A 16,669-nucleotide genomic window follows, 5' to 3' on the forward strand; every position below is an offset into this window, starting at 1 on the left:
GCATCACCCTTTCTTCTTATAGATATTACATTGTTTATTTCACAATACCTCTTTCCGAGTTCTTCACGAAATTTACAATATTCTCGATTTCTTCACTCATAGGAACCTGATCGATAATTTTCTGTACGGCATCCTGAACACTGAAATTACCCTGATAAATCAAACGGTATGCATTAGCGATGTGACGAAGGATTCTTTCTGATGTATTGCGATGTTGAGAAAGAACTACGGCGTTTACGCCATGATATGCTACCGGATTTCCTGACATGATAACGTACGGAGGTACATCTTTAGATATACGGCAGCCGCTTTGTACTAATGTCCAGCTACCTATGTGGCAATACTGATGCAGGGTAACGTTTCCACTTAGAATAGCACTGTCATCCAACGTACATTCACCAGCGATAGTAGTGCCGATGCCTACTACACAGTTATTGTTGATTTGTACATCATGGCAAAGATGTACTTTGTCCATCAGGTAGTTTCCGTTTCCGATTTTGGTAGCGTTGCCGCCAAATGTAGCGCGGCTGATTACTACATTCTCACGAATATCGTTATTATCTCCGATAATTAGACTGCTTTCTTCTCCAGTATAGTGGAAATCTTGTGGTTCCGCTCCGAGGACAGCATTCTGATGTACCTTGTTTCCTTTTCCCATTTTAGTACCTTGCAGGATACTAGCGTAAGACATGATGACACAGTCATCCCCGATCTCTACATTCTTTTCAATGTAGGCAAAAGGCAGAACAGTTACATTCTTGCCCAGCTTTGCTTCGGGATCTACGTAAGCTAACGGACTAATCATAATAGTATATGTTTAAAGTTATTCTTCTCTTCCACCACCCAGTGCCTGGTAAAGGCTTACTACGGCCTGCATCCGGTCAAAGCAATCAGAAACCTGTGAGATTTGTGCGCTCAAGTAAGCCTGCTGTGCAGACAATACTTCCAGGTAGGTTGAAGTCCCTAAGTTAAACAATTCTTTTGTATCTTCCGAAGCTTTTTTGGCAGATTCTACTTGCATTTGACGAGATTCTACCTTTTCACTCGTCTTTTGGTATAAACTTAGCGCATTGCTGACTTCACTACCGGCATTCAACAAGGCCTGCTGGAAAGATAACTTCGCAGATTCTTCCTGGGCTTTGGCAGCTTTCAGACGAGCAATGTTTTGTCCCCGGTAGAACAATGGCTGTGTCAGCGAACCGACAACAGAAGCCAGTAATTTACCAGGATTAACGATGCCGGCTCCGGAATTATTAGTCCATCCTGCCGAACCGCTAAGCGTGATTTGCGGATAGAAAGCGGCACGTGCGGAGTTGGTGTCATAATAGCAGCCTGCCAATGACATTTCTGCTGCTTTTACGTCCGGACGATTGGATAACAACTGGATGGGTACACCAGCCGAAAGTTCGGTCGGAAGCACTTGTGCTTCCAATACACCACGTTTGATGGCGTGGGGAGCTTCGCCTAAAAGAGTAGACAATGCGTTTTCCGTTTCGCGGATGCTCTGTTCGATATCAGGGATGCTGGCGAGTACCTGCGCATAAGCAGCTTTGCTTTGTTCCACGCCGGCAGAATTGATGTTGTACATGGCAGCGTCCTTCATGGCTTCCATTGTTTCGGCATTCTTTTTCAGGATTTCTGCCGTAGCTTTGGTTATTTCCAACTGGCGGTCCAACATCATTAATGTATAATACATATTGGCGATGTTAGAGATCACCTGTGTCTGTACTGCCTGGCGATAAGCCTTTGTTTGCTTCAGAGCAACTTGGGCACCTCGTTTGGCGTTCAGCAACTGACCGAATAAATCGACTTGCCAACTGGCTGTGACAGGTAATGAATAAGTTTTTGTAGCTGCATTCTTGTCAAAGCTGCTGATCGTTCCTTGCGGAGACAATCCTAATGACGGCGCATAAGCCAGGCGTGCCGACATGAGGGATGCTTCTGCTGCTTTCACATTTTGAGCGGCGGACAAGAGGTCTGTATTTTGTTTCAGTCCCGTTTCGATGAGAGACTGGAGTTGCGGGTCGGTGAAGACTTCTCTCCACGGCAGATTACCGAAGTTGGCTGTATCCGAAACCAGTGTATCATTATCCGCTACCGGATCGCGATACAGGCCGGAAGTAGTGATGTCTTCGGGTCTGTCATACGACTTATAGATGTGGCAGCTGCTCAAGAGAGCAGTTGCGCACAACATATATAGAATCTGTTTCTTCATATCGAATTTCATTATTTAGCGTATTGTTCAATCTCTGTTACGGCATCTGTATTGTCGATATCTTCCCATTCCATCGGCTTAACCTTCTCTTGTAAGTACTGGAAGACTACAAACAGTGCAGGAACGATAAAAATCTGGCAAATCATACCGATTAACATACCACCGATAGAAGCTGTACCCAGTGTACGGTTACCGTGAGCACCTACACCGAAGGCAAACATCAACGGAAGCAAACCGACTACCATAGCCAATGATGTCATCAAAATCGGGCGGAGACGGGCACCGGCACCCAATACGGCTGCCCAAGTGATACTCATACCCATCTTACGACGGTCGAGGGCGAACTCTACAATCAAGATGGCATTCTTTGCCAATAGACCCATCAACATGATTAACGCGATCTGCATATAGATATTGTTGGACATCGTACCCAGAATCATCTTCAATGCCGAAATATTACCGATAGCACTTACACCGTTTACAAACAGGAAGCTGCCTAACAGACCGAACGGAACGGATAACAATACAGCCAGCGGAAGAATGTAACTTTCGTACTGTGCACTCAACAATAAGTAAACGAATACGAAACAGAGTACAAAAATCAGTCCGGTAGCACTTCCGCTACTTTGAGCCTCTTCACGCGCCATACCTCCTAATTCATACGTATAACCGGTAGGCAGGTTTTCTTGGGCAACCTCGGCGAGGGCAGTCAATGCCTGACCGGATGTATAACCGCTTGCCGGAGCTACCATTACTTTCATAGAGGTATAAAGGTTGAAACGGCTGATAATATCCGGACCATATACTTTCTCCACAGAGATGAACTGGGCAATCGGGGCCATCTCACCTGCACTATTACGCACCTTGATATTCTTCAAAGATTCCAAGTTTTTACGTGACAATGGATCTGACTGAATCATAACACGATACATCTTACCGAAACGGTTGAAGTTGGATGCATACAAACCTCCGTAATATCCTTGCATGGTAGTGAGGATATCGCTCGGGCTGATACCTGCTTTTTTACAAGCTGCTGCATCGATGTCGATCATGTATTGCGGGAAATTCGGGTTGAAGGAAGTCTTTGCCGAATTGATTTCCGGACGTGCTTCCAGTGCTGCCGTATAATCATTAACCACATCGAAGAATTTGTTCAGGTCACCACCGGTCTTATCTTGCATATTTACCTCAATATCCGTAGATGCCGAGTAACCCGGGATCATAGGAGGAGCGAAGAACAATACCTGTGCTTCTTTGATAATCTTTTGTGCACGCATATATAAGGAACCGACTACAACGTCTGAATTCTGTATCATGGAACGTTCGTCCCAGTCTTTCAGTTTGATGATGAAAGAGCCGTATGACGGTCCCTGGCCACCGATAAAGCTGAATCCGGAAATCATGGTACGTGACAATACCGCAGGATCGGAAGCGATCAGACTGTCTACACGTGCCAGGATTTTTTCAGAACGGTCTTGGGAAGTACCCGGAGGCAATGTCACTGCTCCCATCAGCGTTCCGGTATCTTCATTAGGCACCATACCTGTCGGAGTGGTGTTCATGAAGAATACAAGTATCGCAATGGAAGCGACAACTAATCCCATAGACAACCATTTCTTCTGGATAAAGAACAATACTCGTTTCTTATAACGTTTCAGGATTGATTCGTATGTATCGTTGAATCTGTTTTTAAACTTCTTCGTACTCATTCCGATCAGTGCCAGAATACTAAGCACTACGAAAATTGCAGTAACTATCGGATTGATACTGAACAAACCAAAGATCATGCCGAGAATGGCAATAAGCGTGAAAGTAAGTGTAATTCCCGGATGCAACATCTTTCCGATAGCCTCGGTATATCTGTTAATCATGGTTGTATGGGCTGCCGTATAGGCTACTTTCATACGTTCTTTCAATGTGGAGTCTTCCGTTGTTCCGTCTTCTTTTTTGTGAGGTTTCAGAAGAACAGCGCACAAAGCCGGACTCAAAGTCAATGCGTTCAATGCGGACAGACCGATAGCGATAGCCATAGTCATACCGAACTGACGATAGAATGTTCCTGCTGTACCTCCCATGAAACTTACCGGAACGAATACGGCCATCATGACCAGCGTAATAGATACGATAGCACCACCCAATTCATTCATAGCATCGATAGAAGCCAGACGCGCAGATGTATAACCTTGGTCAAGCTTGGCATGCACACCCTCGACGACCACAATCGCATCGTCGACCACAATCGCGATAGCAAGCACGAGCGCACATAACGTCAACAAGTTCAAACTGAATCCTACCAGGGACAAGATGAAGAAAGTACCGATCAGAGCTACCGGAATGGCGATAGTCGGAATCAATGTGGAACGTAAATCCTGCAAGAAGATATACACTACGATAAACACCAGGATAAATGCTTCGATCAACGTCTTCAATACTTCATGGATAGAAGCGAAAAGGAAGTCGTTGGCATTCATGGAGATGTTCAGTTTCAATCCGGTAGGCAACGTTTTTGATGCTTCATCCAACAATGCCTCAATATCACTGATAGTCTGTGTCGCGTTGGTTCCTGCCATCTGGTATACGATACAAGTCACAGACTTGTGTCCGTCTACCCGGTTGGTAAAGTTATATCCCAAGCGGTCCAGCTGAATTTCTGCTATATCTTTCAGACGGAGTACTTCACCGTCAGGAAGAGATTTGATAACGATATTTTCAAACTCTTCAGGCTGTTGCAAGCGTCCTTTATAACGGATGGTGTATTGGAAAGTCTGGTTACTGCGTTCACCGAACTGTCCTGGAGCAGCTTCGACATTCTGTTCTGCCAGAGCAGCGGAAACATCACCGGGAACGAGCTTGTATTGTGCCATGACGTCCGGTCGTAACCAGATACGCATAGAATAATCCTGACCCAAAACGTTGGCGTCACCCACACCCGGTACACGTTGTACTTGAGGAATCAAGTTGATCTTAGCATAGTTTTCAATAAACGATTCGCTATATGTATCTGTCTCGTCATAGAGAGAGAATACTACCAGCATGGAAGTCTGGCGTTTTTGAGTGGTTACACCGACTTTAGTTACTTCGGCTGGCAACAGACCTTGTGCCATAGAAACACGGTTTTGTACATTGACGGCGGCCATGTCCGGGTTTGTTCCTTGTTTGAAATATATGGATATCTCACCGGAACCCGTGTTTGACGCAGTTGAGGTCATATACATCATGTTTTCTACACCGTTGATTTGTTCCTCCAACGGAGCAATCACGGAATTCAATACGGTCGATGCACTGGCTCCCGTATAGGTGGCTCTTACCGAAACGGTAGGAGGCGCGATGTCCGGATACTGCGTGATAGGCAGTGTCGCCAATCCGATAGCCCCCAGGATGACTATCAGGATAGAAATAACGGTTGATAGTACCGGACGGTTAATAAATCTATCTAATTTCATAATGATTATCTGATTATTAGTTGAAGGCTGTGGCTAAATTACCGTCGTGTTGGTCTTTCAAATGTTGTTGATAGTTTGCTTCTTTTTGCGCCGGTGTGATAGGCTGAACCTTCTGGCCATCTTTCAGGTTTTGTACTCCTTCGATTACGATTTTATCTCCTGAATTCAAACCGGAAGTAACCAAGTAGTCTTTTCCGTTATCCAGATTGAAGATTTTGATTTCTGTATATTTTACCGTGTTGTCCGGTTGCAAAACATAAACGAACTTCTTATCCTGGATTTCTACTGTTGCAGACTGCGGTATAGTGATTACATTCTCCATGGTATAAGGAATCAGCACGTTTGCAGTACCTCCGCTACGCAATACATGTTCCTTATTCGGGAAGATAGCACGGATGCTTACCGAACCGGTAGATTGGTCGATAACACCTGTGATAGCATCTACTTTACCCTCTATATCGTATGTGGAACCATCAATTAATTGCAGTTTGATAGTCGGTATTTTGCTGATTTCTTCTTTGATAGTGCTACCGGACTTGGTCATTGCCAGCAATTCCTTTTCTGTCATTGAGAAGTATACATATACTTCGTCAATCTCGGAAACAGTAGTCATCGGTGTAGCGATAGAAGGACTTACCAATGCTCCTACACGATAAGGGATATTGTTGATAACGCCATCTGACGGACTTTTAACCTGTGTGAATGACAAGTTCTGTTGAGCAGTGGTCAGTTGTGCTTTTGCTTGTGCCAGCTGGGCTTTGGTCTGTGCCAGGGAATTTTCTGCCATTGCCAGGTCATAGTCACTGATGATTTGCTTTTTGTTCAATTCTTTCTTATTGTCATACGTCATCTGTTGAGTACTCACTGCTGCTTCTGCTGTAGCCACTGCTGCTTTGGCAGTGCGTACAGCTGCTTCGTATTGAGTCGGATCAACAATGAACAACACTTGTCCTTTACGGACAGCTGCTCCTTCGTCTACACAGAGTTTCGTGATGAAGCCCGATACTTGGGGGCGGATTTCTACATCTTGTTTTCCTTTAATTGTAGCCGGATAGGCAGTTGTTAAATTAGCAGTCGTTTTTTGTAACTCTTGTACTGCATATTCAGGAACCTTTCCTGTGTCATTGCCCTTATTGCCACAACTAGACAAGAGGGCTACGCAAAATGCAAATAAAACAATTCTACTTTTCATACTTATAAATATCTGTTTTTTAATTTAATGCGTTTGTTGCCAGTGTGCTGTTCATCCATATAGATAAGGGGGTTAAGGAAGAAAAACCGGAAACTAAATTAAGGAATTTAGTTTCCGGTTGCAAAAGTACTTTAAATTCGGTATTCTTGTTCTCTGATACCGTGTTTTTTAACTATGTTTTTTACTTTATTTTATGATATACAGGAGTCATAATAAAACTTAACTCATAATCCTGATAAGGAAGACGATATTTTTCCAGTGCAATAGCTCCCCAACTGTTGACACAGGCAAGTCCGGTTTGTGCCTTGTCGATACAGAAGTTGGTGAAGTCTGCCTTTTCTACTTCCGGTGAGTGACGCTGGTCTTTGCCGTCGCCGTCATCCAATGACTCGATGGTGTAATTCAGGGCAGAAGCGGAGAAAGGAGCACTCGATACGAATTGCAGTCCGTTGCCACTGATATTTAGAAGTCTCCACCAGCGGATATCCGTTTTTGTTCCGGTTTCCTGCGGGCGGATGTAAGGATAGAATTGTTCTTCCACTGTCTGGCGATATTTTCCTAACATGGCCGCGTGGTTGCGGTCGGCGTAGTTTTCACCCGGACCACGGCCGTAATATTCTATCTCGTTGAAGTTGACCGGCATACGCATTTGCATACCGAAACGGAACATGTCAGAAACTTTCTTGCTTTTGTCTGCCGCCATCTTTTGGGTAACTTTCACTGCTCCCTTGTTGTTAATGGTGTAAGTCAGCGATAATGTTCCGCCAATCGACTTCATATCATATTCGGCACGAACTACTGCCTGATCGTTTTCAATAGCATGTTTCAGAGAAGTCAGTTTTAGTTCAGGATTCTTCCAGGCGGCATATTTGCGTTGCAGTCCGGCTCCGAAGTCATTGTCGGTCGGTGCACGCCAGAAGTTAGGAGTCAGTGCGCTGCCATCTTCCATCAGTTGCATGCCGTTGACGTCGTAACGGCAGAGATAACCGTTGTGTTTGTTGAAATCCATAGAGAAGTTTTCACCTTTCACAATCAGGAAGTTGCGGTCGTTGTCCAAAATGGTGGGCACGATGACCGGAAGGTTAGATGCCTGTTGGTTTTCCAGTTTCAGTTCCGGTGCTTTGTAGTCACGGATGCTTAGTTGGTCGTAAGCGATGGTGGTTCCGGCCGGCAGCAGTGTCTCGGCGGCTTTCAGTTTGTAGCTCACGTTGAGTAGCAGTTCTTTGCAAGGACAGATGTTCTTTGTGTCAAATGGAATTTGCACTTTCACAGTCTGCTGGGGCGCTACTTTCAGGTCGGATACGATGCCTGTTTGCACTACTTCTCCGTTTGCCAGTAATTGCCATTCCATGTAATAAGCAGATAAGTCGCGGAAGAAATACTCGTTGAAGATGTTGATTTCGCCTTTGGCAAGATCAGCAGGAGTCGTCCATATATCCTGATAGAAATAAGCTACTTCGTATGCATGCGGATTGGGTACGCGGTCGGGGCTAATCAAACCGTTGTCGTTGAAGTTATTATCCGAAGCGTCGTATTTGTTGAAGTCGCCGCCATAGCCGTAGATGCTTACTCCGTCTTTGTTTTTCCAGTGGCAGGACTGGTCTACGAAGTCCCAGATAAATCCGCCCTGATATTTCGGATATTTGCGGATGATGTCCCAGTATTCTTTGAATCCTCCCTGTGAGTTACCCATTGCGTGTGCATATTCACATTGGATTAACGGCTTTTGGATATTGCCTTCGCTATATTTGATACAAGCGTTGTAGTCATAGTACATCGGGCAGAAAATATCGGTGAATTCGCTGGTTCCTGCTTGTTCGTACTGTACGGCACGTGTCTTGTCTTCATTCTTAATCCAAGTGTAGCATTTCTCAAAGTTTGGTCCCATGCCGGCTTCATTACCCAATGACCAGAAGATGATGGACGGATGGTTGTATCCACGTTGTACGTTGCGTTGGTTACGTTCCATGTGGGCTTTGGCGTAGATTGGGTTCTTGGCCAGTGTCTGGTCGCCGTAGCCCATTCCGTGAGATTCTACGTTTGCCTCGGCTACTACATATAGACCGTATTGGTCGCACAGGTCATACCAACGGTTGTCGTCCGGGTAATGGCAGGTACGCACGGCGTTGATATTGAGTTCTTTCATCACTTTGATATCTTGCAGCATACGTTCGGTAGAAACCACATAACCGCCGTCCGGATCCATTTCGTGACGGTCGGCTCCTTTGAAGAGTACCGGTTGTCCGTTTACGAGTATCTGTCCGCCTTTCAATTCAATCTTGCGGAAACCTACTTTAACAGGGATTACTTCTACTACGTTGTTGCCGTTTTTCAGTGTAGCGGTCAGCGTGTAGAGATTAGGCGTTTCAGCAGTCCATTTCGCCGGATTGGAGACGGTCAGGGTCGTGTTTAATTTGCCCGAACCTTTCAGGTCGGCAGTCGCTATGCTGTTGCCTTGAGCATCTGTCAAGTCTAAAGCTACTGTGCCGCTTCCTTTCAGGTCAACGGCTATATTCAATGTACCGTCTTTATATTGGCTGTCCAAATCGGGAGTAATGCGAATGTCCTGGATGTATTTCTTGTCGCGTGCGTAAAGATAACAGTCGCGTCCTACGCCGGAGTAGCGGAAGAAGTCCTGATCTTCCAGGTAACTACCGTCGCACCAGCGGAAAACTTGAAAGGCGATGACGTTCTTACCCGGTTTCAGGTAGTTAGTCAGATTGAATTCAGCTTCCAGTTTGCTGTCTTCGCTATATCCTACATAACGTCCGTTCACCCAAAGGTACATATTGGAAGTTACCGAGCCGAAATGTGCGAAAATTTCTTTGCCTTTCCAGTCGGCAGGAAGGATGATTTCTTTGCGGTAAGAGCCTACGTGGTTGTTTTCTGTCGGCACTAGCGGAGGGTTGTTTTTGAATTGGCTTCTCCAGGCATATCCCACGTTGACATAGATGGGGTCACCGTAGCCGTTCAACTCCCAAACACCGGGAACTTGAAGGTCATCCCAACCTTTGTCGTTGAAATTAGTCTGATAAAAGTCAGTCGGGCGCGCGTCTGCGTGTCTTACCCAGTTGAATTTCCAAAGACCGTTCAAGGTCATGAAATTTGTGGAATTTTCTTTAATGCCGGCTTTAGCTTCATCAGCCGATGCGAAAGCAAAGTAATTAGTGTGCATAGCGGAGCGGTTTACGGAATTCACTTCCGGGTCTTTCCACTCGTTGAAGCTTTGCGCTTGAATTGCTGTCAGTCCCAATGCAGCCAAGCAGCAAGAGAGTAGTTGTTTCTTCATGGGTTTTTTGTATTAGGTTTGAATTTCGGGAGTCAAAGATAGGGAATATTTTATTCAGTGAAGGGCACAAATCATTCAATTAAGGCTAGTTTTTAATAAATTAGCTAGAAAATAGAGTATTTTACTTACTCTAATCAGTAAAAACGTGAGATACAGCTTTCCTCCGCGGTGGAAAAGGTATCTCACGTTAATAAAAATTGGCTGTTACATTAGTCAGCTCTTATACGCTGTTTATACGTAGACTTGCGTATAACTAATACATATATAGATATGATTCATACGTTATGCTGCAGGATCCGGGGCCTCACCGCTACCGCCTTCGTCCGGATTTTCCGGTTTATTTCCCCCTCCATTTCCGGAAGAGGTGCCGCCGTTTCCTTCCGTCTTGTAAATACTTACATTATCCAGCATATCCTTAAATTTATATCCCGGCGTAAATACAATTTTCACTCGACGAACGGTATCGGCATCTACATCTTTTTCCTCATTCTGACTTTTACAGTTCATGCCCGGACGGAAACATCCGAAGTCACCTAATTGCACAGACAATCCTTTGTTGAGGTTCGTGTTCAACGCATCAATCAGTGCGTCAATCACGTGTTTCACTGCGCCTTCGGGAATCATACCGAACATGGATACTTCCTTGCATAAATCTCTGAAATTTACCGTATTGGTAATTACATTCTGTGCTACATACTTTTCAGTCTTTGTTTTGTCAAAGCCGAAAACTCTTTTCTTGACAACATACTTTAATGCCATAGTCTTTCTTTTTTAATAGTTAGTTAATCTGTTTTATTGTTGTTTTGTGATCACGACGCAAAGATATGGTTTCCGAAATTCATGACCAAGCTGAAAAAGAATTGTGCGTTAATAAATTAGTTAATAAGTAGAATGCTGCTGTATTGGGGAATTTTATGTAAAAAAGATTTGGCGGAAAGATAGAAAAAGAGGATGCCGATCAAGATATTGGGGTATCAAGTGTGGGAAGGCATCCTCTTCGAAGATAGAACGAAAGGACTACTTGCACAAGCAATCTTTTTTTGCTGTGTTATATAATACTTTTGACTGAAATTTATCCCTTTTACCAATATAATGCTTACCTTTGCTAAAAACGTATTCTTATGGAACAGAAAGACAAATATATTCGTTTTGACTGGGCAATCAAGCGCCTTTTACGTAATAAGGCTAACTTTGGCGTGCTTGAAGGTTTCCTCACAGTATTATTAGGTGAGGAGATTCATATTCTTGAAATTTTAGAAAGTGAAGGTAATCAGCAACGGGAAGATGATAAATTTAATCGTGTTGATATTAAAGCCCGTAATAGTAAAGATGAAATAGTTCTTGTCGAAGTTCAAAATACTCGTGAACTCTATTATCTGGAACGAATCCTGTATGGAGTAGCTAAGACTATTACCGAACATATCGATTTGGGTGAAATCTACTCTAACGTAAAGAAAGTATATTCTATCAGTATTCTTTATTTTGACATTGGACAAGGAAGTGATTACCTTTATCATGGACAGAATACATTTTTAGGTGTACACACGGGCGATCATCTGAAAGTTACTACCAAAGAACAGGGAGCTATTGTTCGTAAGTTGCCTGCTGAAATCTTTCCAGAATATTTCCTTATCCGTGTGAATGAGTTTAATAAAGTAGCTGTTACTCCTCTGGAAGAATGGATCGAATATCTGAAGACAGGGTGCATACGTCCCGATACAAAGGCACCCGGACTTGAAGAGGCTCGTAAGAAACTGGTTTATTATAATATGGATAAGGCTGAAAAGCTGGCATACGATCGCCATATAGATGCGGTAATGATACAGAATGATGTGTTGAGTACTGCTAAATTAGAAGGGCATGAAGAAGGACACCAGCTTGGACTTGAAGAAGGACGACAACGAGGACTTGAGGAAGGCATTGAAAAAGGTATTGAGCAAGGTATTGAGCAAGGCATTGAGCGAGGTATAGAAAAAGGAATCGAAAAAGAAAAAACAATCACTGCCCGTAAGTTGAAATCTCTCAATATCTCTGTTGATACTATTATGCAGGTTACAGGATTCTCTGCTGAAGAAATAGAGAAACTCTAATTGTTTTTTGCTATTTTTTAATTTAGGAACTCCTCTTTCTATGAATATATTAAAAGAATTCTGCACTGAACAATTGTTTTTTGTCCAGTACGGAATTTTTGGTCATTCCGCTAAATAATTCTAATTTATTCTTCAGCTTTCTTTGCGTAAACCACCAGTTTGCCTGCTCCATAACGGATCAATAATCCACGTTCGATAAAGATATTTAACTCATTGATCGCCCGTTGTTTGTCATGTCCTGTCATTCGGCAATAATCTGCACGGGTTAGGCAGGGAAATCGTTGGAGGTGTTCATTGATTAGCTTCAGACATTCTTCTTCACTGCGTCCTTTCCCGTGAGGGCGGGTGAACGATGCTCCGCGCTCCGGTCTCATTTGTTGGCCCACTTCTTTCTTGAACTGTTTGCCTGCCCTGAAATTGATATTTTTCAAGCTGATGGATTGTGCATGTACATCTTTCTTTTTCATTACGGGAGGTCCTTGTAGAGATACGGAAAAATATCCGATGTCACCCAGTTCTACAATCCATCCGTTTGCAAGCAAATCTCGCAATTCATTTTGGAAAGACTGCATGGCACCTACCAGTAGGCTACGGCTTATTCCGGTGAATTTGTGAACACGATCCAGAAATTCTTCCTGATCGATCGTCCCGTTGAAAACAACACGGGGATGAAGCGGTTGTTCTTCGCCTTTCTTCTGAATGTCGGGCGTGTCGTAAAGGTCGTAATGTATACTCATAATCAGAATTGTTTTATATCGGCACTTTTATCTATCCGATTGCCTGCGCGGATTTGTTTCATTCGTTATTCTTACTTCGTTTGACTATAGTTTCCCTTTCGTATGACTATAGTTATACGCAAGGGAGACTATAGTTATCTTTGCGTATAACTATAGTTAAACGAAAAAAGATTAGGCAACAAAGGTAATCTCTTTAGGCAATAAAACTAATTATATTAGCAGGAAAAAAAATAAAAACGTCGCAAATATTGTTTATTACCTTAAGTCACCCTTTCCTTTTTTAATAAATTAGCTAGAAAGTGTGGTGTTTATTGAATAAGAACGCTTATTTTTGCAGCATGTTACAATTTGAGAATCAAAAGATAAAACAAATAGTTCGCAAGGTGCTTCCGGTAGTAACGCTGGGGGCGATGTTATATTCCTGCGCCAGTATTGGACGACCGAACGGTGGGCCTGAAGATGTGACGCCGCCCCGTTTCATCGGTAGCACTCCGGAGGCGGGGGCTTTGAATAATAAAAGGACTAAAGTCTCTTTGATGTTCGACGAGTTTATTAAGCTGGAGAAAGCGACCGAGAAAGTCGTTGTTTCCCCTCCCCAGATACAGCAACCGGAAATCAAGGCTTCCGGCAAGAGAATACAAGTCAACCTGCTCGACTCTCTGAAACCTAACACGACCTACACGATTGACTTCTCGGATGCAATTGTCGACAATAATGAAGGTAATCCGTTGGGTAACTTTGCATTTACGTTCTCTACCGGTACGGAAATCGATACGATGGAAGTAGCAGGAACGATGCTCGATGCCTCTAACCTGGAGCCTATTAAAGGTATGCTTGTCGGACTACATTCCAACCTGAACGATTCGGCTTTCAACAAATTGCCTTTCGACCGTGTGGCACGTACAGACAGCCGTGGACGTTTCTCCATCCGTGGTGTAGCTCCCGGCAAATATCGTATCTATGGATTGATGGATGCCGACCAGAATTTTACCTTCAACCAGAAGAGTGAGATGATCGCTTTCCACGATTCGTTGATTATCCCCCGCATGGAAGAACGCATCCGCATGGATACGGCTTGGGTGGACTCATTGACTTACGACACGATTGTTGAGAAGAAATATATGCATTATTTGCCGGATGATGTCATTCTCCGTGCTTTTAAAGAGCTCAACTATTCGCAATATCTTATCAAGTCGGAAAGACTGGTTCCTCAAAAGTTCACTTTCTATTTTGCCGGTAAGGCGGACACTTTGCCTGTCTTGAAAGGTTTGAACTTCGATGAAAAGGATGCTTTTGTCATCGAAAAGAATCAGCGGAACGATACGATCCATTATTGGGTGAAAGATTCTCTGCTCTTCAAGCAGGATACGCTGGCCATGAGTCTGACTTATCTTTATACAGATACTTTGAATCAGCTAGTGCCCCGTACAGATACGCTGAACCTCGTTTCGAAACAGAAATATAAGAAAGAGGAGCCGGATAAGGACAAAAAGAAAAAGAAGAAAAAGAAAGGGGAAGAGGATGAACCCGAACCGACGAAATTCTTGCCGGTGAATGTCAATGCCCCTTCGTCAATGGATGTATATGGATCTATTTCTTTGAATTTTGAAGAACCGATAGCCAGTTATGACACTGCTGCCATACATCTGCGGCAAAAAGTAGATACGCTCTGGAAAGATATACCATTCGAATTTGAGCAGGATTCAGTGAATCTGAAGAAGTTTAATCTGTATTATGACTGGGAACCGACATTGGAATATGAATTCTCGGTAGACTCGACTGCCTTCCACGGAATATACGGATTATTTACCGATAAGATAAAACAAGGATTCAAGGTGCGTAGTGAAGATGAATATTTCACGCTTCATTTCAATGTGACGGGAGCGGATTCACTGGCCTTTGTCGAATTGCTTGACGCCCAGGACAAGGTGGTCCGTAAGCGGAGAGTGGAAGAGGACGGAATGGTCGATTTCTACTTCCTGAATCCAGGAAAATATGCAGCCCGACTAATCAATGACACAAATGGAAATGGTGAATGGGACACGGGAGACTTTGCTAAAGGCATCCAGCCGGAGGCTGTTTACTACTATCCGACGATATTGGAATATAAAGCGTTGTGGGATGTGACCCAACCGTGGGATATTCATGCGACTCCTGTGGATAAGCAGAAACCGGACGAACTTAAAAAACAAAAACCAGATGAAGACAAGAAAAAGAAAGATAGGGATCGAAATAATCAGAACCGCCGTCGTTGACGCTCGACGTAACCTTATTATTGGATTGGTGGCATTACTGACGGGAATCTTCGCCCTCCCTGCCAGTGCCCAATGTGAAGCGAAGAATGATGCGTTTCAATCCGGCGAACATGTAATGTATGATTTATACTTCAACTGGAAGTTTGTCTGGGTGAAAGCCGGACTCGCCAGTCTGACAACGAATGCGACTACTTATCATTCGCAACCAGCCTATCGGATCAACCTGCTTGCTTTAGGTAGCAAACGGGCAGACTTCTTTTTCAAGATGCGCGATACGCTGACTTGTGTGATCGGTGAAAAACTGGAACCGCGCTATTTCCGCAAAGGTGCCGAAGAGGGAAAACGTTACACGGTCGATGAGGCTTGGTTTTCTTATAAGGACGGTCTTTGCCTCGTAAACCAGAAGCGTACCTATCGGGATGGGGCGTTTGATGAATCTGAAGCTAGCGATAGCCGTTGTATATACGATATGTTGAGTATTCTGGCACAGGCACGTTCTTACGACCCTGCAGATTATAAGGTGGGAGACAAAATTAAGTTCCCGATGGCTACGGGCCGTAAAGTGGAAGAGCAAACGCTTATCTACCGTGGAAAAGAAAATGTGAAAGCGGAGAATGGAGTTACTTACCGTTGCCTGATCTTCTCATTGGTAGAATATGATAAGAAAGGAAAAGAAAAGGAGGTGATTACTTTCTTCGTAACGGACGACTTGAACCATCTTCCTGTCCGCCTGGATTTATTCTTGAACTTCGGTTCGGCAAAAGCATTCCTGAATAATGTGACCGGTAACCGGCATCCGCTGACTTCTATCGTTAAATAGAGATATAGAAAAACGAAGGCATATCAGAAGTAAATTGACCTGCCAACCTGTTATTTTTTAGACGCGGATAACGCGGATGACACGGATTTATTATCTTCTTATCCGTGTTGTCCGCGTTATTTGTGTCTAAAAGGTATACTTTTAAAAGTGTTGATGCACCTTCCTGTTTTTATTCCTGAACTTCGAAAGGCACTTTTTGATCCTTTCGGAACACGCTGGATTCAAAAGTAGCAATCAGCTCTCCGTCTTGGTTTGTTATATCTACTTGATAACAACCTGTGCTTCGGCCGATATAGCGTTCGCGTGCTTCGGCAAAGAGAGTATCTCCCGGACCGCTGGCACGCAGAAAAGTAATAGTGGACGAGAGAGAGAAAGCTAGTGTGCCGTGCGAGTTGGCAGCTGCGGCAAGTGCCAGATCTGCTAATGTGAAGATCGCTCCTCCTTGTGTGCGGGCTCCTGCATTAAGATGTTCGGGTTTTATTTTTAATTTGGCTTTACTGTAACCTTTGCGTGCTTCCAGCAGTACTACGCCTGCATTTTCGGCAAACAGATCATTCTTGAAGAATTCTTGTGGTGTCATGATGATTTATAATTTATGATTTATGGGGTGGATTCTGATTTATGAAAA

11 protein-coding genes are annotated in these 16,669 nt (G+C 43.8%); 3 read left to right on the forward strand and 8 right to left on the reverse strand.

Annotation, left to right across the window (positions count from 1 at the left end; all coding sequences use genetic code 11):
- Window positions 1–34: 34 nt before the first annotated feature.
- The 6 genes from lpxA to DW173_RS04605 form a co-directional block, all read right to left on the reverse strand.
- The gene (gene lpxA, locus DW173_RS04580; protein WP_117811115.1) at window positions 35–805 is read right to left on the reverse strand and encodes an acyl-ACP--UDP-N-acetylglucosamine O-acyltransferase; all 771 of its coding nucleotides are present in this window, start codon (window positions 803–805) and stop codon (window positions 35–37) included.
- Between the two features lie 18 nt (window positions 806–823).
- Window positions 824–2,215, reverse strand: coding sequence for a TolC family protein (locus DW173_RS04585; protein WP_120143927.1), 1,392 nt, complete (start codon window positions 2,213–2,215; stop codon window positions 824–826).
- Window positions 2,216–2,226: 11 nt separating this feature from the next.
- Entirely contained in the window at window positions 2,227–5,658 is a 3,432-nt protein-coding gene (locus tag DW173_RS04590; protein ID WP_120143882.1) for an efflux RND transporter permease subunit, read from the reverse strand.
- Between the two features lie 16 nt (window positions 5,659–5,674).
- On the reverse strand, window positions 5,675–6,850 hold the full coding sequence (locus DW173_RS04595; protein WP_004310391.1) for an efflux RND transporter periplasmic adaptor subunit: 1,176 nt from the start codon (window positions 6,848–6,850) through the stop codon (window positions 5,675–5,677).
- Between the two features lie 181 nt (window positions 6,851–7,031).
- A complete protein-coding gene (locus tag DW173_RS04600; RefSeq protein WP_120143883.1) occupies window positions 7,032–10,139 on the reverse strand; it encodes a glycoside hydrolase family 2 TIM barrel-domain containing protein in 3,108 nt (1,035 codons plus the stop codon).
- A gap of 282 nt (window positions 10,140–10,421) precedes the next feature.
- Window positions 10,422–10,898, reverse strand: a complete 477-nt coding sequence (locus DW173_RS04605) for an HU family DNA-binding protein (protein ID WP_004307476.1) — start codon at window positions 10,896–10,898, stop codon at window positions 10,422–10,424.
- A 362-nt stretch (window positions 10,899–11,260) separates the two neighbouring features.
- Between DW173_RS04605 and DW173_RS04610 the strand changes: the two genes are divergently transcribed.
- Complete coding sequence (locus DW173_RS04610; RefSeq protein ID WP_049701578.1) at window positions 11,261–12,229, forward strand: Rpn family recombination-promoting nuclease/putative transposase; 969 nt, start codon at window positions 11,261–11,263, stop codon at window positions 12,227–12,229.
- Between the two features lie 125 nt (window positions 12,230–12,354).
- Here DW173_RS04610 and DW173_RS04615 read toward each other — a convergent pair whose 3' ends face one another.
- Entirely contained in the window at window positions 12,355–12,966 is a 612-nt protein-coding gene (locus DW173_RS04615) for a DsbA family protein (RefSeq protein WP_120143885.1), read from the reverse strand.
- A gap of 338 nt (window positions 12,967–13,304) precedes the next feature.
- Here DW173_RS04615 and DW173_RS04620 point away from each other — a divergent pair, with 338 nt between their 5' ends.
- Both DW173_RS04620 and DW173_RS04625 read left to right on the forward strand, forming a co-directional pair.
- Complete coding sequence (locus DW173_RS04620) at window positions 13,305–15,221, forward strand: Ig-like domain-containing protein (RefSeq protein WP_120143887.1); 1,917 nt, start codon at window positions 13,305–13,307, stop codon at window positions 15,219–15,221.
- Window positions 15,166–16,041 (forward strand): DUF3108 domain-containing protein, encoded by an 876-nt coding sequence (locus tag DW173_RS04625; protein ID WP_008770449.1) that lies wholly within the window; start codon window positions 15,166–15,168, stop codon window positions 16,039–16,041. Before DW173_RS04620 ends, DW173_RS04625 begins: the two co-directional genes overlap by 56 nt.
- Window positions 16,042–16,210: 169 nt before the next feature.
- Here DW173_RS04625 and DW173_RS04630 read toward each other — a convergent pair whose 3' ends face one another.
- Window positions 16,211–16,621 (reverse strand): PaaI family thioesterase, encoded by a 411-nt coding sequence (locus DW173_RS04630; RefSeq protein ID WP_120143888.1) that lies wholly within the window; start codon window positions 16,619–16,621, stop codon window positions 16,211–16,213.
- Window positions 16,622–16,669: the final 48 nt, after the last annotated feature.

Origin of the sequence: Bacteroides sp. AM16-13, assembly GCF_003602705.1 — a bacterium.
Taxonomy (GTDB): Bacteria; Bacteroidota; Bacteroidia; order Bacteroidales; family Bacteroidaceae; genus Bacteroides; species Bacteroides xylanisolvens.